22 protein-coding genes, 1 tRNA gene and 1 pseudogene are annotated in these 25082 nt (G+C 57.2%); 9 read left to right on the top strand and 15 right to left on the bottom strand.

Going from position 1 to position 25082, the window contains the following annotated elements; translation table 11 throughout:
- Positions 1 to 455: 455 nt before the first annotated feature.
- The gene (locus tag H8S34_RS00005) at positions 456 to 695 is read right to left on the bottom strand and encodes a hypothetical protein (protein WP_180956923.1); all 240 of its coding nucleotides are present in this window, start codon (positions 693 to 695) and stop codon (positions 456 to 458) included.
- 93 nt (positions 696 to 788) lie between these two features.
- Between H8S34_RS00005 and H8S34_RS15055 the strand changes: the two genes are divergently transcribed.
- The gene (locus H8S34_RS15055; RefSeq protein ID WP_101693311.1) at positions 789 to 1013 is read left to right on the top strand and encodes a UxaA family hydrolase; all 225 of its coding nucleotides are present in this window, start codon (positions 789 to 791) and stop codon (positions 1011 to 1013) included.
- The gene (locus H8S34_RS00015) at positions 1010 to 1309 is read left to right on the top strand and encodes a UxaA family hydrolase (protein ID WP_243207861.1); all 300 of its coding nucleotides are present in this window, start codon (positions 1010 to 1012) and stop codon (positions 1307 to 1309) included. The genes H8S34_RS15055 and H8S34_RS00015 overlap by 4 nt, the downstream gene beginning before the upstream one ends.
- Positions 1310 to 1439: 130 nt before the next feature.
- Here the strand turns inward: H8S34_RS00015 and H8S34_RS15270 are convergent, their stop codons facing one another.
- The 9 genes and pseudogenes from H8S34_RS15270 to H8S34_RS00055 form a co-directional block, all read right to left on the bottom strand.
- A complete protein-coding gene (locus H8S34_RS15270) occupies positions 1440 to 2444 on the bottom strand; it encodes a xanthine dehydrogenase family protein molybdopterin-binding subunit (protein WP_186962715.1) in 1005 nt (334 codons plus the stop codon).
- Positions 2441 to 3742 carry a xanthine dehydrogenase family protein molybdopterin-binding subunit gene (locus H8S34_RS15275; protein WP_180956876.1) on the bottom strand — a complete coding sequence of 434 codons (1302 nt, stop codon included), beginning with the start codon at positions 3740 to 3742 and terminating at the stop codon, positions 2441 to 2443. The genes H8S34_RS15270 and H8S34_RS15275 overlap by 4 nt, the downstream gene beginning before the upstream one ends.
- The gene (locus H8S34_RS00030) at positions 3735 to 4235 is read right to left on the bottom strand and encodes a (2Fe-2S)-binding protein (RefSeq protein WP_186962716.1); all 501 of its coding nucleotides are present in this window, start codon (positions 4233 to 4235) and stop codon (positions 3735 to 3737) included. The genes H8S34_RS15275 and H8S34_RS00030 overlap by 8 nt, the downstream gene beginning before the upstream one ends.
- A 14-nt stretch (positions 4236 to 4249) precedes the next feature.
- Complete coding sequence (locus tag H8S34_RS00035) at positions 4250 to 5131, bottom strand: FAD binding domain-containing protein (protein ID WP_101693337.1); 882 nt, start codon at positions 5129 to 5131, stop codon at positions 4250 to 4252.
- A gap of 11 nt (positions 5132 to 5142) precedes the next feature.
- Positions 5143 to 6210 carry an MBL fold metallo-hydrolase gene (locus H8S34_RS00040; RefSeq protein ID WP_186962717.1) on the bottom strand — a complete coding sequence of 356 codons (1068 nt, stop codon included), beginning with the start codon at positions 6208 to 6210 and terminating at the stop codon, positions 5143 to 5145.
- Between the two features lie 86 nt (positions 6211 to 6296).
- The gene (nifJ, locus tag H8S34_RS00045; protein WP_186962718.1) at positions 6297 to 9809 is read right to left on the bottom strand and encodes a pyruvate:ferredoxin (flavodoxin) oxidoreductase; all 3513 of its coding nucleotides are present in this window, start codon (positions 9807 to 9809) and stop codon (positions 6297 to 6299) included.
- Entirely contained in the window at positions 9806 to 10765 is a 960-nt protein-coding gene (locus H8S34_RS00050; protein ID WP_186962719.1) for a 3-hydroxyacyl-CoA dehydrogenase family protein, read from the bottom strand. Before H8S34_RS00050 ends, nifJ begins: the two co-directional genes overlap by 4 nt.
- Positions 10762 to 11271, bottom strand: coding sequence for a dihydroxy-acid dehydratase domain-containing protein (locus H8S34_RS15410; RefSeq protein ID WP_366485579.1), 510 nt, complete (start codon positions 11269 to 11271; stop codon positions 10762 to 10764). Before H8S34_RS15410 ends, H8S34_RS00050 begins: the two co-directional genes overlap by 4 nt.
- Positions 11195 to 12380, bottom strand: a pseudogene (locus H8S34_RS00055) (dihydroxy-acid dehydratase domain-containing protein); the annotation flags it as partial. The pseudogene H8S34_RS00055 and the gene H8S34_RS15410, both read right to left, overlap by 77 nt.
- Positions 12381 to 12583: 203 nt before the next feature.
- On the opposite strand from H8S34_RS00055, the gene H8S34_RS00060 reads away from it, so the two are divergent.
- The 4 genes from H8S34_RS00060 (at position 12584) to uppS (ending at position 19691) form a co-directional block, all read left to right on the top strand.
- A complete protein-coding gene (locus tag H8S34_RS00060) occupies positions 12584 to 13309 on the top strand; it encodes a FadR/GntR family transcriptional regulator (protein WP_186962720.1) in 726 nt (241 codons plus the stop codon).
- A 422-nt stretch (positions 13310 to 13731) separates the two neighbouring features.
- Positions 13732 to 15078, top strand: coding sequence for a hypothetical protein (locus H8S34_RS00065; RefSeq protein WP_186962721.1), 1347 nt, complete (start codon positions 13732 to 13734; stop codon positions 15076 to 15078).
- 147 nt (positions 15079 to 15225) lie between these two features.
- Positions 15226 to 18831, top strand: coding sequence for an S-layer homology domain-containing protein (locus H8S34_RS00070; protein ID WP_186962722.1), 3606 nt, complete (start codon positions 15226 to 15228; stop codon positions 18829 to 18831).
- Positions 18832 to 19049: 218 nt separating this feature from the next.
- Entirely contained in the window at positions 19050 to 19691 is a 642-nt protein-coding gene (gene uppS / locus H8S34_RS00075; protein WP_186962723.1) for a polyprenyl diphosphate synthase, read from the top strand.
- A 112-nt stretch (positions 19692 to 19803) separates the two neighbouring features.
- On the opposite strand, the gene H8S34_RS00080 is transcribed toward uppS, so the two are convergent.
- Positions 19804 to 20721 carry a glycosyltransferase family 2 protein gene (locus tag H8S34_RS00080; RefSeq protein ID WP_101693346.1) on the bottom strand — a complete coding sequence of 306 codons (918 nt, stop codon included), beginning with the start codon at positions 20719 to 20721 and terminating at the stop codon, positions 19804 to 19806.
- Positions 20722 to 20943: 222 nt separating this feature from the next.
- On the opposite strand from H8S34_RS00080, the gene H8S34_RS00085 reads away from it, so the two are divergent.
- Positions 20944 to 21414 (top strand): TspO/MBR family protein, encoded by a 471-nt coding sequence (locus tag H8S34_RS00085; protein ID WP_186962724.1) that lies wholly within the window; start codon positions 20944 to 20946, stop codon positions 21412 to 21414.
- 36 nt (positions 21415 to 21450) lie between these two features.
- Here the strand turns inward: H8S34_RS00085 and H8S34_RS00090 are convergent.
- Together H8S34_RS00090 and H8S34_RS00095 are read right to left on the bottom strand one after the other, a co-directional pair.
- A tRNA-Arg gene (locus H8S34_RS00090) sits at positions 21451 to 21527 on the bottom strand.
- Positions 21528 to 21703: 176 nt separating this feature from the next.
- Positions 21704 to 21853, bottom strand: a complete 150-nt coding sequence (locus tag H8S34_RS00095) for a hypothetical protein (RefSeq protein ID WP_180956877.1) — start codon at positions 21851 to 21853, stop codon at positions 21704 to 21706.
- A gap of 179 nt (positions 21854 to 22032) precedes the next feature.
- On the opposite strand from H8S34_RS00095, the gene H8S34_RS00100 reads away from it, so the two are divergent.
- Positions 22033 to 22260, top strand: coding sequence for a heavy-metal-associated domain-containing protein (locus tag H8S34_RS00100; RefSeq protein ID WP_186962725.1), 228 nt, complete (start codon positions 22033 to 22035; stop codon positions 22258 to 22260).
- Between the two features lie 60 nt (positions 22261 to 22320).
- On the opposite strand, the gene H8S34_RS00105 is transcribed toward H8S34_RS00100, so the two are convergent.
- Both H8S34_RS00105 and H8S34_RS00110 read right to left on the bottom strand, forming a co-directional pair.
- Positions 22321 to 23496, bottom strand: coding sequence for a YgeY family selenium metabolism-linked hydrolase (locus tag H8S34_RS00105; RefSeq protein ID WP_186962726.1), 1176 nt, complete (start codon positions 23494 to 23496; stop codon positions 22321 to 22323).
- Positions 23497 to 23592: 96 nt separating this feature from the next.
- Positions 23593 to 23760, bottom strand: a complete 168-nt coding sequence (locus tag H8S34_RS00110; RefSeq protein WP_207724867.1) for a transcriptional regulator — start codon at positions 23758 to 23760, stop codon at positions 23593 to 23595.
- Positions 23761 to 23836: 76 nt separating this feature from the next.
- Here H8S34_RS00110 and H8S34_RS00115 point away from each other — a divergent pair, with 76 nt between their 5' ends.
- The gene (locus tag H8S34_RS00115) at positions 23837 to 24916 is read left to right on the top strand and encodes a site-specific integrase (protein WP_186962727.1); all 1080 of its coding nucleotides are present in this window, start codon (positions 23837 to 23839) and stop codon (positions 24914 to 24916) included.
- The last annotated feature ends 166 nt before the right edge of the window (positions 24917 to 25082 follow it).

Consider the following 25082-nt stretch of genomic DNA (forward strand, 5'->3'; position numbering starts at 1 on the left):
TTCTCCCGCCGGGCTTTTTCTTCCGGCGTGCGATTCTTTCTGGCCATATGTATAACCTCCTGTGTGATGCTTCTATTTTACACCACTCAGGAGGTTTACACATAATTTGAAGAAGTCTCAAAACATTTGCCGAAAAGCTGGATGATCTTTCTAATTATCGTATCTAATGGGATAAAAACCTCTTGCTTGCTACGCTAAAACCATTGATATGACTGGATTTTTCCAAGTCCTATAATTACACTCCGATTTTTTATTTTTTAGATTGTTCTGTGATGGTTGTAAAGACCCAATTGGTATAAAATATTCTATCTCTATCCTATCCAAACATTGCAATTAAACTTTGAACGGACGCTCCCAATAGAGCGTCCGTTCAAAGTTTATAAAACATATCCTGCTGTGCATGTCATCCAGATCTTATCTTTCCGCATTGATAGCAAATTGGAATGGAAAAAATATCAAATGCGCAACCCATTCTTCTGTTTGGAAGAACTCCCTTCGTCCGCACGAAATTTTAACTCCAGCTCCCGACTCAGGCGGTACAAGGTAACAATCGCCACTGCCGCCAGGATAACCTCTGCTGTAAGTTGAGCATAGGCCAGACCAAAAAGAGGCCAAAACAGGTTCCAAATAAACAAAGCAGGAATCTCCAACACAATTTTCCGCAGAATTGCAAAACTCAGTGCCCGTTTCCCCATACCACGCGCCTGAAATACAGTATTCGCCGCGGCGATTCAAAGAAGATAGCGGCAGCAAAAAACGCAGAAAAGACCGCAGCCTTTGCCTGCACCATGGTTCAAACGACCGCACAGCTGGAGCGCCAGGCAGTCCCCTTTTCCAAGCTGACGGTTGGGCTGGAATGTGGCGGGTTAGATGCTCTCTCAGACATCACGGCCAATCCGGCAAACAGCGAAATTTGCCGTGAAATCTGTGATTTGATCAATCTGGGCGAAAAATCCCCTGTTGTTCCGGTCTATCGATTATGGATGGGCCAGGTTTTGACACAGAGTCCATGACCAGCCTGGTAGCGGGTGGCGCTCAGATCTGTATCTTTCGTACCGGCCATGGAACTCCGATTGGCCATCCATGCTGTCCCGTAGTAAAAGTGGCAAGCAACAGCAAGGTTTTCCATGCGATGCCCGGGGATATGGATATTAACGCTGGTGAAATTCTGGAAGGAAAAACGCTGGAAGAGGTTGGCGAACAGATCATCTCTCTCATCCAGGCAGTTGCAAACGGCCAAGAGACTGCTGCTGAACAAAATCTTCAGGGCGGTATTTGGGGAATGTATGCATTCTCCCGCTCCTTCTAAATTTTCTATTTTCTAAACATATAAGCAGACACCTTATCCCTATCCCTAATATGGACAGCAATACACCCCAGAACGACGTCTTCCGCAGAAGGCATCTGTCCTGGGGTGTATCATCCGGGCAAGATGGAAATTATTTGGACTTTTTCTCCTTAATCAAACGCAGCACCTTCTCCGGGGTGGCAGGAAGGCTGTCCACCACCACCCCAACTGCGTCATAGATGGCATTGACGATGGCCGGGGACTGGGTGTCTACCACCATCTCGCCGCAGCCCTTTGCTCCGTAAGGACCATTGGGGTCGTAGTTCTCATAAAAAGAGGTGGCACTATGCTGGGGCATATCCATAAACGTAGGGATAATATAGTCGGTAAAGCTGTCGGCATAGGGCTCCATACGCTCCGGGAAACGGGGGGCCAAATCCTCAAAGAGTGCCATACCAATTCCCTGGATATTGCCTCCGTCAGCCTGGGCCTCGGCCTGGAGAGGATTGATCACCGTGCCCATATCATAACAGTTGTACAGGTTGATTACCCGTACCACCCCGGTCTCGTCATCCACCTCCACATCGGCCACGCAGGAGCCGTAGGCCATGATTTTACTGGGCAGAGTAGCTCCTGTCTCCGGATCACGCGGCGGGGCGGGCTCGGGAAGGTATCCCCCGGTCCCCATGAGAAATACCCCGCCATAGTTGCTGGCCGCCCCTATCTCCGCCAGAGTCATTCCCTTTTCCGGCTGGGTTGTGATAAACGTCCGGCCCTTCTCATAGGACATCTCCGCAGCAGGCACGCCCAGCTTCTCCCCCACGAAGGCCTTAAGCTTTCCTATCAGATCGTCGGCAGCCGCCAGGATGGCATTGCCCACGATGACGGTAGAGCGGGTACCTGCCGTATCCATGCTGAAGGCGGCGGTATCAGAGTTCGTATTATCAAAATTAATTTGCCCGGGCTCAATTTCCAGCCGCTCAGCGGTAATCTGAACCACTACATTTTTGAGACCCTGCCCCATCTCACAGGAGGCATTCGACACGTCGATGGTGCCGTCGGGCTTGATCCGCAAGGAGACCAGATCTGGATCTCCGCCCCCATTGAATCCAGAGGGATAGTAGATGGTGGAGATCCCCCGTCCTGTCCGAATCATTTTTCCACCTCCTTGGAGCTCATCGTCCGGTACTGCTCTTCCAGAGAGATGCCCGCCAGGTCAGCTACCCCTTGGAGCGTCTCTATGGTGGACACTGCCCGCAGCCGGTTGCCCACATGGCTGATGTCATCCTCGTGGAAGGCATTGATAAACCGGATAGCCATGGGAGATATTCCTACTGCACGGGCGTCCCGATCCAGTTGAACCTGCTCGGCAAACTGGCCCACATTGACTCCGAATCCCCGGCGGGATCCGCTGGGCAGCTTGTTGGTAAACACCATATGGGTGTCTACTGCCAGGTTCTCAATCAGGTTCGCTCCTGCCACCAGGTTTGCATTCTTCTCGGCGGCATAAAGGCCCAGTTCGGTAAAGGCTCCGCAGTCGTGGATAACCTCCACATGCCGGGCAGTGATCTTTCCATCCCTGCGCACGCCGTCCTTGATCTTGAAAATCCAGGGGGTGGAAATCGTGGTGAACATCATCTCCTCGGCCCGTGTGAGCGTGTAGCGCACCGGTTTGCCCGTCTTGAGGGCCAGCAGGCCAGCGATATGGTCAGTGGCCACACTGTTGCCCGAGCCGAAGCTACCACCAATGGTATTGCCAATGAACTTCAGCTTATTCATGGGAAGCTGAAACACATTAGCCAGGTCGCCCATGACAAAGTAAACACCCTGTGTCTTGCTGTAGAGCACCAGCTTACCGCTTTCGTCTACATAGGCCAGTGTGGAGCAGCACTCCAGCGGGGCATGCTCCTCGCATGGCGTGGTGTAGCGCCCCTCCACAATGACATCGGCTTCGGCAAAGCCCTTCTCAATATCTCCCCGGCGGACACGCCGCACTGGCGAGGTCCCGTCAAAGAGGTGAACATTGCCTTCCGGCCGGATCTGGGGGGCATCAGGCTCCATGGCCTTCTCCGGGTCAAAGACAGGTTCTAGCTCCTCGTACTCTACCTTAATCTTGGCCAGGGCATCCAAGGCAGCTTCCTTGCTCACTGCTGCCACTGCTGCCACCGGCTGCCCCCGATAGCGGGTGATCTCCTCGGCCAGCACATGGTTGTCAGGTACCATGGCAAAACGATTGTATGGCACGTCCTCCCGCGTGATGACCCCGTACACCCCGGGCATCCGTTTTGCCTGGGTCACATCCAGCGAGACAATGCGGGCACGGTGATAGGGGCAGCGCAATACCTTGCAGGTCAGCGTGCCGGGCATGGTCACGTCGCTGACATAGATCGTGCGGCCAGTTACGTGGCCCAGGCCGTCATAACGTGGGATAGGCTTACCGATGGCATTAAACATCCTGCTCCCTCCCTTCGGACAGCGGACCGTACTCGCCATTTGCCACAGCCAGCACCGCCTGGGCGTATTTCTCATAGGAGCCGCAGCGACACAGGTTGCCGCTCAGTGCCTCCTTGATTTCCTCCAGCGTGGGATGAGGATTGCGATGCAGGAAGGCATCGGCGGCCATCACCATGCCGGGTGTGCAGTATCCGCACTGGGGCGCGCCTTTTTCATAGAAAGCCTGCTGGATCGGGTGGAGCCCCTGGCTGGGGGTGATGCCGTCCAAAGTAACTACTTCACGGCCCTGGACTGTCATGGCAAGAACCAGGCAGCTCTTTACCGCTTGGTTGTCCAGATGGACCGTGCAGGCGCCGCAGTCCCCATGGTTACAGCCGCACTTGGGGCTGGTCAGGCCGATCTCGTCCCGGAGCATCTCCAGCAGGGTGGCTTCGGGCTTTACCGCCACCTCCACGGGGATGCCGTTCAACACAAAGGATACCATCTGTTTCATGTCCGTTTCCTCCCTTATGCCTGATCGGCCATGCCGGCGGCGGCCAGGATAGCCCGCCGAACCAACACCGGCGCGGTCTCCATCCGATACCAGGCGGTAGAGCGGATGTCATCAATGGGCGAGAGCGCTTGGTTGACCAATCCAGCCGCCCTTTCCACAGCTGCATCGTCCAAGGGCTTCCCCACCAAGGCCTGGGCCGCCGCCTCGCACAGTTTGACGGTAGGGGCAGCACTGCCCACGGCGATCCGTGCAGCGGTACACACGCCGCCCGACTGTTCAATGTAGGCCGCAGCATTGACCACAGAGAGCGTTTCGGCCGCCCGGCGCCCCAGCTTTTGGAAATTAGCATGGCCCGTGCCGGGAAAGACCGTAATCTGGGTGAGAACCTCATCCGCCGCTGCCACCGTTTTGCCCGGACCGGTAAAGAACTCGGCCAGGGGCACCTTCCGCTCACCGGACGGGCCCTGAAGGGTGAGCTGGGCACCCAGCACCAACAGAGCAGGTAAAGTATCCGCCGCCGGAGAGGCATTCATGATGTTCCCTCCCAAGGTGGCTGTATTGCGCACCGCAAAGCCAGCCATGAGGTCGGCAGCCTGGCACAGCACAGGGATTTTATCCCGCAGCAGAGTGCTGTCCTGGATCTGAGTGATGGTGGTCATGGCACCAATGCAGATGGCCTCTCCCTCCTCCCGGATACCGCCCAGCCCAAGTTTGGCCAGGGAGATCAGGGCCATGGGCGGCTTCTCCTCATAGGGGATCTGATCCCGCTCCATATTGATCCGGGGTACCAGGTCGGTGCCGCCAGCCAGGAACTTGATCTGAGCTCCCTGCTGGGCGGACACCGTTTCAAAGAGGGCCTGGAAGTCATCCGGTGCAAAGAACCGGTATTCTCTCATGGCATTTCCTCCTATTTCTTGGCAAAGACCGACTTGCTAAAATCGTAGTTCTCGCTGCCATCGGGATAGCGGTAGCGTCCCTTGTCCTTGTCGGCGGGGTAGTTGAATCGTCCGCCGCAGCGCATGATCATCGTCTTGATCTCGGGAGTGTTCTCACTGACAATACGCTCAAACTGCTTGACCAGCAGTTCCGGGTCCCCGGCGGTATTGGCCCAGTTGTCGTAGTGATCGGGGATAAGTACTTTAGCCTGGAGGATCTGACCCACCCGGGCACAGTCGTAGGGAGTCATCTTGTCGGTGGCACCGGGGGCGTTGGAACCCATGTCGAAAATCGCCACATCGATGTCATACTTGTCCCGGATGGCCACATAGCCGTCATGGTACCAAGTGTCACCCATGAAGAGGATGTTGCCCGCGCTGGTCTTGAAGAGGTAGCAGCAGGCCGCCTGCTCAAAGGGCAGCAGCACATCCCCCTCACCAGTCTTAATGGCTGTCTGGTCATAGCAGATGAGGAAGTCCACCTCGGCTCCCTTTACCTTCACGCTCTCCCCTACCTTGGCCAGAACGATTCGGTCATCCGGCACACCGAAGCCCTTGAGCTTCTCCACTGCCGTAGGCGGGCCGTAGAAGGGCGCATTGGTGGTCTGGAGGGCAGCCTTGACTGCATACAGGTCGCAGTGATCCTGATGGGCATGCGTACAGAATACTCCGTCCAGCTGATTGAACCGCCAGGGGTCAATCACCTGAGGATTGAGGCGGATCCAGTTGATGGAATCAGCCCCCGATTGCTTGCACACTCCGCAGTAATAGAGCTCGGTGTACATGGATGGTCCACAGTACTGGTCGATGAAGAAGATACCCCCCTCATCCGTCTTGAGCACCCAGGAGGGGCCGCCGCACCACCACAGGCTTACCTGTCCCTTGGGCACCTGATAGGATTCAATCTCCTGGTTGAGGAAGGTCCCCCACTCAGGGAAGCTGTCTTCCAGCCACTGGGTCCGGTCGATGGGGTGATCCTGGTTGACATAGGCACCAGAGATGATGCCCCGTCCGTCACTCTTCGGTACGTTGTTTGCCATAGTAACTCAGCTTCCTTTCTTGATCAAATAGAATGGTTGGTAGCTTCTATGGATCGCGCCCTAGGGCGCGGTGGAACCAATCGTGGTTATGTCTCGGGGTGAGACAGGATCTCATAGGCTGTCCGGCGGGCCCGGGCATCCCGGCAGGCCTTCTCCTCCAGGCGCTGGGCTCGATCCGGGAAGCGAAGAGCCAGGGAGGCATACCGATTCTCTCCCCGCAAAAAGTCCTCCAGGGAGCCGGTGGGTGCCTTGGAGTCCAGCTGGAAGGGATTCTTCCCCGCCTGGGCCCGTGTGGGATCGTAGCGGTAGAGATGCCAGTAACCCGCCTCCACTGCCCGCTTCATCTCCTGCTGGCTGCATCCCATGCCGCACTTGAGGCCATGTTCGATGCAGGGACAATAGGCAATGATGAGAGATGGGCCGGGATAGGCCTCCGCCTCCCGCATGGCTCGCAGGCACTGTTCTGGATCGGCTCCCAGAGCCACCTGGGCCACATAGATATAACCGTAGCTCATGGCGATCCGTCCCAGATCCTTCTTGCCGGTCTCCTTCCCGGCGGCGGCAAATTTGGCCACTGCACCTGCCGAGGTAGATTTGGAGGACTGACCGCCAGTATTGGAGTAGACTTCAGTGTCCAGCACCAGCATGTTGATATTTTCTCCGCTGGCCAGCACGTGGTCCAGGCCGCCAAAGCCAATGTCATAGGCCCAGCCGTCTCCTCCAAAGGCCCACACCGATTTCCGCGCCAGATAGGATCTGCCCTCCAGCACAGTCTGGGCGGCACGGGCGGCCTCCCCGGTGAGTTGGGCTCCCTCCAGGGCATCCAACAGGTCGTCGGAGGCGGCGGGAGCGGCGTCGGTATCCAAGTAGGCCTGAGCCTCTGCTATACCGGCCTGAGCCAGTACCCGAACCGGCTCGGCCAGAGCCTCCCGTTCCTGCTGAGCCGCAAGAAACATACCGTAGGCATATTCTGCACAATCCTCAAACAGAGACATGGCCCAGGCCGGTCCCCTGCCCTCACGGTTGGTGGTATAGGGGGTCGATGGCGTGGAGCCGCCATAGGCGGTGGAACACCCCGAGGCGTTGGCAATGTACATCCGATCCCCAAATAGCTGGGTGAGCAGCTTAATGTAGGGGGTCTCCCCACAGCCGGCACACGCTCCGGGGAACTCAAAGAGCGGCTGAGCAAACTGGCTGGACTTTACGTTGGCGGCACTCACCGCGTCCTTTTTCACCTGCACCTGCTCTACCGCGTAGGTCCAGTTGGCATCCTCTTCCCGGGCCTGGTCCAGAGGAACCAGTTTTAAGGCCTTTTCCTGGGCCGGGCAACAGTTGACGCAGCTGCCGCAGCCGGTGCAGTCCAAGGGGGAAATCTGAATCCGGTAGGTATATTTCTCCAATCCCTTGCCCCGGGCGGGCAGGGTCACAAAGGTGTCGGGGCGCTTGTCTTCCTCCTCCTGATTCAGCAGGAAGGGACGGATGGCCGCGTGGGGACAGACCAGGCTACACCGGTTACACTGGATGCAGTGATCCGGCAGCCAGCAAGGGACCTGATAGGCGGTACCCCGCTTCTCATAGGCCGTGCTTCCTGGCGGGAAGGAGCCATCCTCCATCCCCACAAAGGCACTCACCGGCAGGCGATCGCCCTGCTGACGATTCATTACACTGGCCATTTTCTCTACATAGATCGGGACGGAGCGCACAGGGACAGGTACATCCTCAGCCTGGGCCCAGTGCTCCGGAATGGGAAAGCTGCGCAGCTGGCTGAGCCCCGCATCCACAGCGGCGCAGTTGAGATCCACTACCTTTTGCCCCGCCTTTTTATAATAGGTCTTGTAGATGGCCTGCTTCATCAATTGGGCCGCCTGGTCCATGGGCAACAAGCCGGCCAGCTGGAAGAAGGCCGCCTGGAGTACCGTGTTGATTCGTCCTCCCAGTCCCAAGCGCTGGGCAATCCCTCCAGCATCAATGAGGCAGAGCTTGGCATTCTTCTCCGCCAGCCCCCGCTTGAACGAAGCGGGCAGGTGGCATTCCAGTTCCTCGTCGGTCCAGGGACAGTTGAGCAGGAAGGTGCCTCCAGGCTTCAGGTCAGCAGTCATGTCATAAACTCGGAGGTAGGCAGGGGTATGGCAGGCCACCAAGTCAGCCCGGGTAACCAGATAGGAACCCCGGATCGGTCTGTGGGAAAAACGCAGATGGCTCTGGGTCAGGCCCCCTGACTTCTTGGAGTCGTATACAAAATAGGCCTGGGTATACAGGTCGGTGGCCTCTCCCACGATCTTGGCACTGTTTTTATTGGCCCCGACGGTTCCATCGCTCCCCAGGCCCCAAATCTTGCAGGCAAAATCCCCTGGGACAGAGAGATCCGGGTCAGGAAGCATGGGCAGAGAGAGATGGGTGACGTCATCCTCAATGCCAATGGTAAAACCATTTCTGGGCTGGTCGCTGGCCAAGTTCTCATAGACTGAGAGAATCTGACCGGGAGTGGTATCCTTGGACGCCAGACCATATCGGCCGCCTACGATGCGCATATCGGGGTTTGCTCTGTAAAAGACATTGCATACATCGGAGTACAAGGGCTCCCCGGTTGCCCCGGGCTCCTTGGTCCGATCCAGCACGGCAATGCGCTCGACCGAAGGGGGAATGGCCGCCAGCAGGTGTTCGGCCGAGAAGGGCCGATAAAGGTGTACCGCCACCATACCTACCTTGCCCCCCTGTGCATTGAGGTAGTCCACTGTCTCCATGATGGCACCGCACACCGATCCCATGGCGATGATGATGTCCCGGGGCTCCTCCGCTCCGTAATAGTCAAATAAGTGGTAACTGCGGCCGGTAAGTGCAGAAATCTGGTCCATATAGCCCTGAACGATACCGGGCACCGCATTGTGGAAGGGATTGGATGCCTCCCGCTGCTGGAAGAAGATGTCTGGGTTCTGCGTAGTGCCCCGGGTGCAGGGATGGTCTGGGTTAAGGGCCCTGGCCCGGAAGGCCCGGATGGCATCCCAATCCACCAGAGGCGCCAATGCCTCATCTTTGATCACATCAATCTTCTGGATCTCATGACTGGTGCGAAATCCGTCAAAGAAGTGGAGGAACGGTACTCGTCCCTTGATTGCTGACAGATGGGCCACCGCTCCCAGATCCATCGCCTCTTGGGGACTGGCAGAAGCCAGCAGGGCAAAGCCGGTCTGGCGGCAGGCCATCACATCGGAATGATCTCCGAAGATGGACAGGGCATGAGCGGACAAGGTCCGGGCAGATACATGGAACACGCCCGGGAGCAGCTCACCGGCAATCTTGTACATGTTGGGGATCATCAGCAGCAGCCCCTGAGATGCGGTGTAGGTGGTGGTCAGGGCACCCGCCCCCAGGCTGCCGTGGACGGTACCGGCAGCGCCTCCCTCACTCTGCATCTCCACCACTCGGACAGGTTGTCCAAATAGGTTCTTACGTCCGGACGCTGCCCACTCGTCCACCTGCTCGGCCATGGGGGACGAAGGGGTGATAGGAAAAATACCCGCTACCTCGGTGAAGAAGTATGACACGTGGGCAGCGGCTGTGTTCCCATCCATGGCCGCCTTGTAAGTATACTGGTTCATACATCCTCTCTCTTTCCGAACAGGCACTGAGACAGTTTGAGAAATTCCGCATCCCGTTTGGCGATGGCCTTGGCCGCCTTATCTCCGCTGTAGTCGTGGAAACCAGCACCGCTCTTGACTCCCAGTCGGCCCGCTTCAAAGTTCTCCTGGATGATTCGAGGCACACAGGTGTCGTTACACAGTTGGCCGAAGAGATAGCTGCCCACATTGTAAAAGACATCGATCCCGCCAAAATCCACGGTCTCAAAGGGGCCCAAGCAGGCATAGCGCATCCCCAGGCCGTATTTCATCACGCTGTCTACGTCCTCCAGGCTGGCATACCCCTCCTCCACAATGTGGCAGGCCTCCCGCAGCAGTGCATACTGGAGTCGATTGAGCACAAAGCCGGGCGGATCCTTGTGGACCATCACCGGGTGCTGCTCCAAGCGGAGGGCCAGAGAACGAATCGTCTCCAGACAGTCCGTGCTGCTCTTCTCCCCGGCGATGACCTCCACCAGGGGGATGAGATGGGGTGGATTGACCCAGTGCATCCCGGCAAAGCGCTCCGGATGCTTCACGGCCTGGGCAATCTGAGAGATGGAGAGGCCGGAGGTATTGGTGGCCAGCACGACATCCTCTCCCACCAGCTCGGATACCTCAGGCCAGAAGCTATGCTTCACCGCCATCTTCTCTACAATGGCCTCCAGCACGAAGTCTGCACGGGTAAATACCGCTTTCTCGGTCGTGTAGCGGATCTGCTGCACCAAGTCCCTGGACTCCTCCTGGGTAAGGGCCCCCTGGTCCACCATGGCCTTTTGGTTGATGGCGATGAGGGAGGCCGCCTTATCCAACGCCTCCTTGGCAATGTCGTAAAGAGTGACGGAATAGCCATGGGCCGCAAAAATCTGGGCAAAGGATGCCCCCATCACCCCGGATCCCGCCAATACTACATGCCGGATGTCTGCTGCCTGTTTCATCGTTCTACCTCCTCTTCTCCACAATGGATGACCGCGCCCTGGGCCGCCGAGGAGGCCCAACGGGCATAACACTGTAAATATCCTCTGGGGGCCTGCACCGGCGGGGGTGTCCACTTGGCCCGGCGGCGAGCCAGCTCATCTTCCTCTACCAGCAAGTCCAACCGTCCGGCGGGCACGTCGATGACAATCTCATCCCCGTCCTCTACCAGAGCGATAGGCCCCCCTTCGGCGGCCTCGGGGGAGATATGCCCCACAAAGCAGCCATTGTTGGTGCCTGAAAACCGTCCGTCGGTGACTAAGGCCGTCTGTTCGGCTAACCCTCGACCATAGAGGAATTTCATCGCCTTGTACATCTCCCGCATACCGGGCCCCCCCCTTGGGCCCCTCATAGCGGATGACCACCACATCGCCTGGCTGAACAGTCCCGGCCAGGATAGCTTCGTTCGCTGCTTCCTCCCGGTTAAACACGCGGGCCTTTCCGCGGAATCGCTGTAAATGAGGTCCATATGCCCCCGGCTTGGTAACCGCTGTGTGGGGGGCCAGATTTCCCCGAAGCACCGCCACACCCCCGTGGAGGCCATAGGCAGTCTCCCGTGTGCGGATGAGCTCCGGGTCATCCGGGAAGAGGTAGTGGTACCCCTTCAGGTTCTCCCCCACCGTCTGTCCGGTACAGGTGAGGGCGGTGGAGTCGATAAGATCACCCAGCCGTTCCATCAGCCGTGGAATCCCACCCGCACGGTGGAACTCCTCCATATCATAGGCCGCCGCAGGATTCACCTTTGCCAAGTGGGGCGTAGTGTGGTACATCTGATCAAAAAGATCCATGACACTTCCGCTCCATCCCGCCTCATAGGCCACCGCGCTGAGATGAAGCACTGCGTTTGTGCTGCCGCTGATGGCCTGCACTACCCGCACCGCATTGCGCAGGGCCCTTTCATCCAGGATTTTTCGAGGGGTAATTCCCGCCTCCACCAGCTGACAGATCCGGATGCCCGCCTCATAGGCGCTGCGCTGCCGGTCAGCCCAGACGCCCGGGATAAGGGCACTGCCCGGAAGGCTCATTCCCAGAGCTTCACTGACACAGGCCATGGTGTTGGCCGTGCCCAAAAAGGAACAGGACCCACAGCCAGGACAGCTTACATCCTCCAGGGGCCGCAGCCATAAGCATCCCAGGCAGGATCTTATCACAGGAGGCCAGCAGCACCAGGGCATCCAGTCGGTGCGCTTGGGCCTCGATTTCTACCGAATTGCATACCACCTCACGAGCAGGCAGAATATACTTCATCCCCTCGTGGCCGTTGGTAATCCCGTCACAACAGGAGATAACTCCGAACTCCACCGCCGTTCCCCCTGCGCGGTAGATCCCCTTGCGCACAAAGTCGGCCAGCTCCCGCAGGTTGTAATGGCCTGGAACCAAGGTACTCCAAGAGTTTGCAATTCCGATGACAGGCCGGTTCGTAAGTTCTTCCTCGGAATACCCCATGGCCTTGTACAGGGAGCGGCACAGCCCATTGTCCGTCCCGGTCAAATTGGTGCTGCTTCTCAACGTCACATCCCTCAGCTCCTCTGACGTATGTTGTCTGACTTCATGCAATAATATTATCACATCTATCATAAATGTCAAACATTAATTTAACGGCCCTATAATTTTAGTCATATTGCCAATAGCATCTGTGAAAATTGTGTAAATCGATGGCTATTTTCAAATTGCATGATGTCATACAAACAGGTATAATAAAAAATAAATGAAACTGTTTTTCTGCGTGCCCGCCCCTGTTTCTGGTGCGGGCGGCCGTGTTTAAATGAGGAAGTGTTTGTATGAACCAGGTACAGCAGCCGCAGACCTCTCCCCTTTCTCCCTCCGAGGTGTTCTCCCATCTCACCGTCACCAGTCGGAGGGCTATTTCAGAGGAGCTGTTTGAGAAACTGCGGGAAGCTATTCTCTCCGGGGCACTGCCCGAAGGTTACCCTTTTCCCAACGAGAATGAACTATGCAAGAAGCTCAATATCGGACGCAGCACTCTGCGGGAAGCCTATGCTCCCTTGGAAACGCTGCACTTGATTACCCGCACTAAGACAGGCACTTGTGTCAGCAAAGAGTCAGATCGGCGCAATGCTATGAACTTTGATGCCATTGCTCAATATACCCAGCCCCAAAATATGATTGAGTACCGGCGGATTGTAGAGGTAGGAGTGGCCCAGTTAGCTGCGCAGAAAGCTGCCCGGGAGGATATTGTAGAGCTGGAGTCCATTGTGGCTGAGATGGAGAAAAATGGGGATGATCCGGAGACTCTGACCCAGCTGGATTTTCAGTTTCACTCTACTCTGGCCCGGATTACTGGCAATGAGCTGCTGATGATCTCCTTCAATACCATCCGTATTGTCTATGAGCGGTTTGTAAAGGAGCAGTTCGGCAAAAACCTGCTGAACACTTCCTTACAGGACCACAGGGCATTAATTGAGTCTCTGCGGGTAAACGACTCTGAGCGGGCCGGCAAACTGATGCAGGAACATCTGTCCCACATTGAACAGGTTGCCAAGTGAATGTATGTGCCCCGATATCTCCGGTGGACAAACCATTCACGCATGCGGAGTATCATGAAAGGATCCGAAATGTTCTTTGGATGATACTCCGCATTTTTATGTTCAAATCTATATGGCACTCTGAGAGAAGGCGTAGCATGAATGCTACGCCTTCTCTCATATTGGTCAGCCCCTTGCAGCACACAGTACTGGTTCCGGCCGTCACCTTACCGTGGGCTGCGGCAAGCGCCAGATCTCTCAGAAGAGGAAACTGAGCTTCAAACTGTGCAAAGAAAAAACAAGCATCGTGCACACCATTTCAAAAGGCCCTGTGCTATACTGAATTTAATCTCAATTCTAATCTTTTAGGGGGGACAGGCATGCTCTTATTCAGTCAATATCTCCGAGAACTGCTGGAAATAAAGCAGATGTCAATCTCTGCCTTGTCCCGGCTTTCCGGTGTAGAGCGAACGGCTCTCTCCAAAACTCTGGCCGGTCAGCGGGTACTGCCCTATGCCGCTCTGGACAGTCTTATTTACCACTTGCGCCTAACCCCGAGAGAGGAGAGCCGACTGCGCGGTTATTCCGACGCCCAGTTTGAAAAAGAAGGCATCCGCCGTTCTCGGGAGATGGTGGGCCGGATGTTTTCTGACCTGGCCGAACTGGATTTCACTCCACCGGCCTTCGAGGAGAGCCGGCTGTTGCTGGACCTGGATGGCTATGCCGGACAGCGGCCCATCTTTACCGGCACCACCAATGTGCAGCCCTTACTGCGCTTGGTGCTCTTCCAGGAGCTCACCCGAACGGACGCCCGGGTGGAACTCACGGTCCCCCCTACCGACGCCTTTCTGGCCGGGGAGCTGCTGCGCCGGTATCTGGACGGCCGTATGGGAGCAGATGTGCGTCAGATCATCGCATTTGATGCCTCCGGCTCTCTGGAGGACATCAATCTCCATAATTTAAAGTGCTTTTGCAGTATCTTCCCCATCTGCCTGTTGTCCAAGCGGCACTACCACCCCTACTATTACTACGATAATACCCTGACCGCCCAGTACACCGATCCCTACCCCTATTTTCTGGTCACCCACAGCTGCGTGGTCTGTCTCTCCGAGGATGGCGGACAGGCTATGCTCCTACGGGGCGCAGATCAGGTAGAGGGTTATCATCGGCACTTTCAGACCCTGCTGGAGCGGTGCCATCCCCTGATCCAATACACCTCCGATCCGGTAGAGATCCTGGAGTCCTATGACAGCTGCACCGATATGGATGGTTTCTACATGATCATGGATCAACCCTGCTTCGGACGGTTCTATGATGAGGCCACCATTGGCCAGTATCTGCGCGCCGAACTGCCTTTCCACGACCGGCTGGAGGGTGTAGCACGGAAGCGATTCGGAAAGCTGCGAACTGTGGAGCGGTTCTGCCAAACCGGCTCCCTGGACGACTTCCCGGTGGCCTTTGTGGCCCCCTTCCCGCCGGAGGTGCGGCGGCAGCTCCTGAACGCCCTGGCCGGACACATCCGCAGCGGGGACATCACTGGCCGCATCCTGTCGCCGGGGACCTTCCCCGACTACCTGAGCATGACCACCTCCCAGCGCTCGGGTGTGGGCTTCTTTACCACGGAGCGCTTCCCGCTCCAGGATGGCTTCTGCTCCGTCCAGGTGAAGGAGCCCGACCTGTGCCGGGCCTTCCACGGCTGGCTCACCCATCTGCCCGCCAGCGCCCAGGCTCTGGGGGCGGAGGAAACGGCGGAGGCGCTGGAGACACTGGGGAGGACCTGCAGAACATGAGAGAAGGAGAGAGGAACATGAGAGACAGAAAAAAAACGAATCCTAAGCATTCTGACCGCACTGGCCCTGGCTCTTGGGCTGTGTACGCCATTTGGCGGGCTGGTGCCGAAAGCGGAGGCGGCAAGCTCCCCCAAACTCGCCGCACCGGTGCTGGACGACTTTCTGGTACCGGTTTCCCAGGTCACGAAGGTCCCCACCGGATACACCGGCGTGTACACCGCCACTGACCTGCTGGCCATCTCAGACGCTCCCAACGGCAACTACATTCTGATGGCCGACATTGATCTGTCCGGCTATGACTGGACTCCCTTATGCAACGATTCCGAAGCGCCCTTTACCGGTGTTTTTGAGGGCAACGGCCATGTGATCTCCAGCCTGAAAGGCGTCAATGGCCTGTTCTCCTATACAGCTGCCGGAAGTAGCGGAGCAGAAATCCGGAATCTGGGCATCGAAAATGCCTCCATCCACGCGCAATATGAAAATCAGTGGTCAGGAATCATTGGCGGCATCGTTGCTTATGCCAAAGGTGACACCACCATCTCCAACTGCTATTTTCAGGGGGATATCGACAGCAACGCCAATATGATCGGCGGTATCGTAGGAAATCACAGCAACGAAAAACCGGTGGAATACTGCTGGATGGCAGGCAGCATCCGCTCCACCAATGCGGGTAGCAGCTATAATGAGCCGCTGGTAGGCGGTATTATCGGTCAATCCAACTACAGTAATTTGACCATCACCGGCTGTATCCACAGTGGCTCCATTGAAACCTCTGGTTATGCAACTTATGTCGGTGGAATCAGCGGCATGGCAGAGGGGACCATCTCCAACTGCCAGAACTACGGCTCCATTACTCAGTACGACCAATATGCCAATATCGGTGGCATTGTCAGCGGACTTTGGACACCTGAAATCGAGTCCTGTATGAATGCCGCGGATATCCAGATGGTGGGAAATGGTGCCGTCTCCCGCTCACGACTAGGTGGTATTACCGCTACCACCGCCAACATCAGTAACTGCTTCAACTGCGGCGATATCACTGCCGATGGCGCCTCCTATGTCGGGGGAATCACTGCCGAGAACGGCCATGCGGATAACAGTTACAACGTGGGGTACGTACATTTGGACAACCCGGCCACTGCCGGCGCTTTGGCCGGAGCTTATGGTTGCGGCGCTCTATTTGGGGAAGTTATGGGTATCTCCTCCAACTGCTACTATCTGGCCGGCGACCTGCCCGCCTATGAGAAGGTCAACGGCACTCCCACCCTCAACAACATCCGCTCCCTGACCGCCGACCAGATGAAAAACAGCGGCAGCTTCGGCGGCTTTAACTTTGACAGCGTATGGACTATGGGCAGCGGCAGCTACTTATACCCCGTTCTGAAAAGCATGGATCTCTCTGGCGGCTCTACCACCCAGCCCCCCTCCGGCGCTATCCCCACTCCAATTTTGGACGAGCCGGCCTGCACGGAGGAGGGAGTATCCCTCTCCTGGACCCTGCCTCTGGAGGTACCGGACAAACCTCACACCGTGGATGGCTTCTATATCCTGCGCAAGACCGCCGGCGGCAGCTACCAGCGCGTCGGCCAGGTGGGAGAGTACGACAATCTGTATACGGACACGTCGGTCCAGGAGGGCCAGACCTACACCTACACCATCCAGGCCTATTACCAGGACCAGACCGGGGACTACGACCAGACCGGGAAAACCATCACCTTCACCCGTCCGGTAACCGTTCCGGTGACGGTCGAAGTGAAGAACGTGGAATTCAGAATAGAAGGAGGAAAGAACGGCCTGAACACGGATACGCTGTGGACGGGTGCACAGTCAAAAGTTTATATTTATATCAAAGAGGATGCGGGTATCGAGCACGGCAGTGACCCAGGTTATGTGGTCCTGATGGACCGGGAAAGCGGAGCACAGCTGTGGCGCTCCGATACCATCCACTACTACACCAGTAGTTCCATCGCAGAGTCCCACCACTTTGACTTTGTGTTTAGACCGGAAGACTGCGTGGGTGGCTACCTCCCCAGTGGACGAGAGATCCAGTTCCGGATCATGGATGACACGGGGAAGGAGATCCTCACCTACAACTGCGAGACCTTCCCCCTTCAGCTCTGGAGCTTTGGCAATCCCAACAGTCCCTTTGACCAGGCGTTCCTGGAGCAGTTTTATTCGGAGAGCCGGGCGAAGGCCATCTTTAAGGCAGCCAAGTCGGATACATTAGGCGGAGATGGTCTGTGTGTCGGCATGTCCCTGCTGGTCTCCCTCATCAACAGCGACGGCATCGGGGAAATCGGTTTCTCCGGCTGCACCGAGCTCGGACAGGTCCAAAAGGACACCCCTCTGACCGGGTCTATGAAAGGCTATACAGCCCTGGACCTGATCAAGGCCTGTCAGGCCCGGCAGTATTTCGACAGTATCGTCCGCCAGCGAAAAGAGAACCGGGAGGATCTGACGGGACTCATCGATGCAGTGGAGTCTTATGAGCGCGGTATCGGTGCTATGCCGGTGGTCATCATCTCGGTGCCCCAGGAGGGCGCGTCAGACTATGTCCACGCCCTGGCCGCCTATGCCGCCGAACCGGATGGAAAGGGCAACATGCGCATCGATGTATACGACCCCAATCATCCTGATATCATCGGAAGCTATATCCTCATCTACAATTATGAGAGCAGTGATCCTTTCTGGGTCTATCGGGAACAGTTTAGAGGCGGCGAGGGGGAGCTCAAAGTCCAAGGCGGGTCCCTGATAGATGATGTACTCCAGAAATACGGTCTCACCTACTTTACCAGTCGGAGTTACCCCATGCAGCAGGAGGATGATATCTGGATTAGCATTGCGGGCTATGACTTTTCCACCCTGAAGGACGGAGGCTTAGATATCACCGTCTTTGATCCCAACCGGTTCCAGGGCCTCAACGCCGCCTGGGTCTCCGGCCAGGGCACCTTGAGTCTGTCCAGCCTCACGGCTCAGGCGGAGATTGCCGATGACGAGACCTTCTACACCATCGACGCCGACGGCGGAAGCACCGACCTCACCCTGAAGGAGGGGTTGGACAGCGTCCATGTCACCGGCGAAGGAACACTGACCATCACCTGTGCCTACGAGGGGGAAAACGGCACTGTCTCTACCCGTTTCTCTGGCACTGCCAAAGACGGCGTCCGCGTGAACCGGACTGACGACACCGTCCGCTTCTCCGGCGGGGAGAGCGGCACAGTCACCGTGACCTATGAAAACGGCAAGACCTGGACGGAGCAGGTGGAGCCGGGCAAGGAACTGAGCGTCACTGCTGATGGCAAGAATGAGCCATCCACTGGCGGCAAGAACGAGCCATCTACCGGCGACAAGAACGAGTCATCCACCAACGGTACCGTTTCCCAGAAGCCCGACAGCGTCCGCTTCTTCGACGACATCTCCTCTGACGACTACTTCTACGACGCGGTGGTCTGGGCGGTGGAGAACGGCATTACCACCGGGACCGGGGCCAACACCTTCTCCCCCTACCGCCCCTGCACCCGGGCCGAGGTAGTCACCCTTCTGTGGAGGGCGCTCTCCCTGAATGAGTCCAGCGCCCGCGCTCAGAGCAATCCCTTTGTGGATGTGGAGAACGACGACTACTTCCGGGACGCCGTCCTCTGGGCGGCGGAGTATGGCATCACTTCCGGTACCGACAAGAGCCACTTCTCCCCTGACAAGACCTGCACCCGCAGCCAGGTGGTCACCTTCCTCTACCGGTACTTTGGAGACTAACTCCTCCCCCGCATCTTCAAGGGCCCATCAAACCATGATAAAATTCCAAGTAATCCCCATCGCGATACTCGGACCAAAACAGAAAGACCGTCGGTATGTACCGGCGGTCTTTTTCTCCTTCAAAACCTGGATCCCCTGCATACTCTGCAAAAGCCACTTTTTATTCCATGTATCATAATGGAAGAAAAAGCAAATACTAAAGGAAAGAAGGTGATGATATGCGAATTCCAAAGCACATCGGAATTATTCCAGATGGAAACAGGCGTTGGGCCAAATATGCAGGACTACAAAAGAAGGAAGGCTATGCCCACGGTTTGAAGCCTGGCTTGGATCTGTTGATACTGGCAAAGGATGCAGGGATCCAGGAAATCACTTACTATGGTTTTACAACCGATAACTGCGGACGACCTCCGGAACAAGTCAAGGCTTTTTCCAAGGCCTGTGTTGACGCAGTAAATCTGATCGCATCGGAACCTGTCTCGCTCCTTGTCGTGGGCGACGAAGATGCCTCTACATTTCCGAAAGAACTCTTGCCATATACCACGCGAACCGACTTAAATGGCGGCGGCACTCGTGTCAATTTTCTGGTGAACTATGGATGGGAATGGGATCTCGCCGGGTTAGATCATCCCGGCAGAAATCGCCGGAACATTTGCAGGGAACTTCATTCCCATGATATTTCACGGGTTGATCTGGTGATCCGTTGGGGCGGAATGCGCCGATTATCCGGCTTTTTGCCGGTGCAGTCCGTTTATGCGGATTTCTTTGTTGTGGATCGGCTCTGGCCTGATTTTCAAGTAGAGGACTTCGCTCAGGCGCTGCAATGGTATCAAGAGCAGGATGTGACTCTGGGCGGTTAACCATCGGCTCCCCTCCTCTATTACGAAAGCCGGAGCATCTATAATATGGATGCTCCGGCTTTATGCTTCTCCTGCTAAATCCAGGAGGAATCCTGTTCTCCGTACAGCTCCCCTACTCCCATAACCGCATTTTCGTCCTGGTCCGGGTGCGTCCCCGCCGTGTCTTGCCACGCGGCTTTTTCGCGGGAAACACTTCTCTCAGGCGGGCCGGGAAATCCGGAAGTGTGATCCCGTCTACCGCCCCGGAGATCAGGTAGCCATAGACCTGCATCTTCTGCTTTTCGTACAGATCCAGCGCCTGATAGAGCTTTTTATAGTAGGAAAATGTGACCCGCTTCATCTCAATGGTATTGCGTACCGTGGCCTGTGTCACGACCAGGCTCTCCGGGCGCTTCACATAATAGTAGACCGGATGGGGTACTGCGGCCACCAGGCGCACATGCCGCAGATATTCCAGGTTAAACAAAAAGTCCTCGCACCAACTCAGTCCTTCCGGGCACTTCAGCTCTTCCCGCTGGATGATGCTGCGCCGGTATAGCTTGTTCCAGAGCACGCCATAGTAGTAGTTGGCCGGCGCCTTTCGCATCTCCGTGGCATATTCGCCCAGTGTCAGCACACAGCGCTTTTTAATATGCCCCCTGACGGCCATATGCTCCCCCGAGACACGGTAAAAGTGGCCCACTGTCAGATCTGCACCGGTGGATTCCGCTGCCCGCACCAGGCACTCCGTGGCGTCAGAAGGCAAATAGTCGTCCCCATCCACAAACTGAATGTATTTCCCGCTCGCTCTGGAAATAGCGGTATTTCGGGTGGCAGAAACGCCCCGATGGGGCAGATCCAGCACCTGAAAACGGCTGTCCTGCTCGGCAAACTGCCGGCAGATCTCCAGACTGTGATCCGGGCTTCCATCATTGGCCAGCAATACCTCTATTTTTTCCCAGCTCTGTGTCCGGATACTCTCCAGACACCGCGCAATCTCCCGTTCTACCCGATAAACCGGCACAATAATGCTGACCAGCGGTCGCTCCATGCCCATCCTCCTCTGTTTTCGTCTGCGCACACTGCGCTGTTACGATGATAAAGAACCTCCCATGCGAAATCAAGGGACATTTTGTAAACATCTGCCCATTTGCTGCCCGGATACATAGGGCGTATCCCATTGGGCTATCCTAAATCAGCATACCACGTTCTGTTTCTCTTATCCCTGACATAAATTTTGCATGAATGCCCCATCTTGATCGGAGGTATCGCCATGAAAGCATCCTGGGAAGCTCTTCTTGCACACCTGGCCATCCCGCTTTTGGTGGGCGGTCTGTCCGCTCTCCTGACCCGGAACAGCATGGAACATTATGAGGTCTGGCAGCGCCCGCCCCTCTCCCCGCCCGGTACCGTTTTTCCCATTGTATGGACCATCCTCTTCCTTCTGATGGGATACTCGGCCTATCGTATCTGGCGAAGTAAGCTCCCGGGGCGGGAGCGGGCCCTGGTCCTGTATGCGCTTCAGCTGCTGGTAAACTTCCTGTGGCCCCTGCTCTTCTTCCGCTGGGGATGGCTGCTGCCCGCTTTTTTCTGGATCCTGCTTCTCATCGGCCTGGTGGCCTGGATGATCGCGCTCTTCTACCCGCTGGACCACACGGCCGCACTCCTCCAGATCCCCTATCTGCTCTGGCTGATCTTTGCCGCATACCTCAATCTGGGGGTCTGGTGGCTCAACCGCATATGACAAAAAGGCTCTGGAACTTGCGTTCCAGAGCCTTTTTGGTACGGCTGAAGGGATTCGAACCCCCGACCTTTTGGTTCGTAGCCAAACACTCTATCCAGCTGAGCTACAGCCGCATACCGTTTCGCAATCACTCGTCGCTGACAGCTTATTTATAATAGCACACTCTCCGACAGATTGCAAGCCCTTTTTTCAAAAAAATTGATTTTTTTGAAAAAGCCCCACGGCGGAGGCCTCCGCCGTGGGGCTGCCGTTACCGGCTATCGTACAGAAGTGAGTCTCTTTTTGCCGCTCAGCAGCAGCCGTTATTGTTGTTGCAGCCGCAGTTACCGCAGCCACAGCTATTGCCGGAGCCGGAGCCACAGCCGCAGCAGCAGCACAGAACGATGATGATGAGCACGATCCACAGGCAGCCGCCGCCAAAACCATTGTTACAACCCAATGACGCCCTCCAAGGCGTCGTCTGCCGCTCTTTCCGTGATGTCCAAATCATGCCGCTCCTTCCATCCATTCCATCTCCCTGTACCCGCTGCACCTTCTCCTGTTACGCAGCCGTTACGCTGCACTCTCAGGGCATGACACCGGAATCTTTGGGACAAACTGTATCCGGAGGTGCTTTTTATGGATTCTCAACACGCCTATTTTTCCATCGCCAATCTGAATGGGACTCGGGGCGCTGCACAGATCATGCAACAGCTCAACACCACTCCGGGCGTTCTGTCCGTTCAGGTCAGCATACGCCGGCAGCAGGTGGCAGTACAGTACGATGCCTCGGGCATTCAGCAGCCCCAGATCCGTCAAAAACTCTCGGACATGGGATATCAGTCCAGTACGGCTCTCTCCTTCTGAGGCCTGATCTGCTATGACAACGCCCCCGCCTGCTTCCGGCAGGCGGGGGCGTTTTGTAACTCAGCGGGTCAGCTGCTCCAGGATGCAGGCAAAACCCTTGCACGCCTTGGTGAGCTGCGCGATCTCGATGTACTCGTCCCGGACGTGGGCCAGCGATTCCAGCGAGGGGCCGTATCCGATGCCCGGGATCCCGGCCTCTCCACAGAAATGGCTCCCGTTCGTGCAGAAGGAGAAGTGGGAGATGGGCGCCTCGATCCCTGCCTTGCGCAGGCCGGCCAGCACCTTCTGGACGTCCGCGTCCTTCTCATCCATCAGCCAGGCGGGGAAATAGCGCTTGGCGGCAATGGTCTCCCCGGTCCAGGCTTGCTCTCTCCCCTCCGCCAGGTAGGCATGGGCGCGCAGGCCGGGCACTCGTGCGGTAGCCCGGCGGATGGCCTCCTCCACCTGGCCCAGAATGATGCTCTCGTCCTCCCCCACCAGGGTCCGGCGGTCAAAGGTGGCCCGGCACCGGGCGGGCACCACCGACGCGCCCGGATAGGGAGCGGAGACGATGTCAGTCAGCTCCAGAATGCCTTTTCCCAGAATGGGGTGCTCACGAGGCACGATGGCCCGGATTTCCTCCAGGACAGCCATCATATGATAGACTGCGTTGACTCCCTTCTCCGGGTTGGAGGAGTGGCAGCTCACACCTTCCGTCTCCACCACCACCTCGGCGCGGCCCCGCTGGCCGATCTTCACCGTGGTGGAAGTGGCCTCTCCGATGATGACAAAGTCCGGGTGGCACAGGCGGGTGATCTCCCGGGAGGAGACTCCCTCGAAGCACTCCTCATGCACCGTACAGGAGACCCACACCTCTCCGGCAAAATCCCGGCCGCTGTCCTGGGCAAAATGGGCCGCGGCGGAGATCATGGCAGTGACGCTTCCCTTCATATCCGAGGCGCCCCGGCCGTAGATCCGTCCGTCCACGATCTCCGCCCCGAAGGGGTCGTGCTCCCACTCCTCCGCGTCGATCACATCCACATGGTCGATGTGTCCGTCCATCAGAATGGTCCGTCCCGGACGCTTGCCCCGGATGCAGCCCAAGACGCTTCCGTACCGGTCTATGATCACCTCGTCAAAGCCGTACTCCTCCATCCGCTGCTTCATCAGGCGGGCCACGCCCTCCTCCCGTCCGGAAAAGCTGGAAATCCGGATGGCCTCTCTGCAAAATGAAATGAGCTGTTCCTCTCTTGTCATATCCACTCGCTCCCTCTTCCATCTCCGCCCTGGCGGCATATTTTTTTGATACCGGCAGTATAGCATATCAGAACCGTTCCGCGCAACCGCTCCCCGTCAGAGATCGTAAAAGCGCTCCCGCAGATATTTCTCCGGCACCTTGCCCCGGACGGTCAGATACCCCTTTTCCCGCAGCTCCTCGTTGAGCTGCCGGATCACCTCATAGGCGCTGCTCTTTTTCACGCTCAGGAGGACCATCACGTCCTCCGCACCCAGCATTCTCATCTCATTCACCTCACAGCCATTGAATGCCGCCCGTGCGCTTCCTATGCCCCATACCCGTCAAGAGGAGGTTTCCGCCATGTCTGTGGCCAAAATGAAAGACGGCAGGCGCTGGTATGTCTCGGTCCGCTACCGGGACTGGACCGGCGCGGTCCGTCAGCATAAGAAAGAGGGCTTTCTCCGTCAGTGCGACGCCAAAGCCTATGAGCGGGCCTTTCTGGACCGCCAGAATACCGGCCCCGCCATGACGGTGGAGACTCTCTACCAGCACTACCGGGCTGATTTCCGGCTTCGGCTCCGGCCATCCACCGCAGAGACCAAGGAATTTTTGCTGGAGCGATACGTGCTCCCCGCTCTGGGGGCTCTGCCGGTGCGGGAGGTCACGCCCGCCGTTCTGCGCACCTGGCAGGGTGAGCTGCTCCGGCAGGCGCTCTCCCCCGGTTACCTGCGCTCCATCAGCAGCCAGGCCTCCGCCCTGTTCGGCTATGCGGTGCGCTATTACGGCCTGCCGGAAAATCCCTGCCGGCTGGCCGGCTCCCTGGGACGGCGCAGCCGGGGAAATATGTCCTTCTGGACGGTGGAGGAGTTTCACCGCTTTCTCGCCGCTGTGGCGGGGGACCCCCTCTCCCGGGTCCTGTTCTCCCTGCTGTTCTGGACCGGGATGCGGGTGGGAGAGCTTCTGGCCCTCACCCCGGCGGACTTTGATTTCTCCGCGCACAGTATCTCCATCCGTCGGACCTATCAGCGCCGCCACAGACAGGATTTCTTCTCCCCGCCCAAGACTCCCAACAGCCGCCGGACCATTTACATCACCCCCGCCCTCTCCCGGCAGGTGGAGGACTACATCGCGCAGACCGGCTGTCTCCCCCAGGAGCGGCTCTTCCCCTTTACGGAGCACCTGATCCGGGGCCGGATGGCCAGAGGCTGCGCCCGCTCCGGCGTGAAGCGCATCCGCATCCACGATCTGCGGCATTCCCACGCCTCCTTTCTCATTGAGCAGGGCTTTCCTCCCATTCTGGTGGCCCAGCGGCTGGGGCATGAGAAAATCGAGACCACGCTCGGCACCTATGCCCACCTCTACCCTGACAAACAGCGGCAGCTGGTGGACGCACTCACCGTCTGGGAAAGCCGTTACGCTCCTGCTTCGCCGCCGGACTGACCGCTCCCTCTCTCCCCTGCAGTGCAGTTCGTTCCCCAAAGCGGTCATTGTTACAACCCATAATGAGTACCTCCTGAAAAATTGTGGTGGTCCGATGCCCTCGGGACTCTGTCGGCCACAGTCCATACTATGCCGGCGGGGGCAGATGGTGCAGAGACAGAAAAAG

The organism is Pseudoflavonifractor hominis, assembly GCF_014288125.1.
GTDB lineage: Bacteria > Bacillota > Clostridia > Oscillospirales > Oscillospiraceae > Pseudoflavonifractor_A > Pseudoflavonifractor_A gallinarum.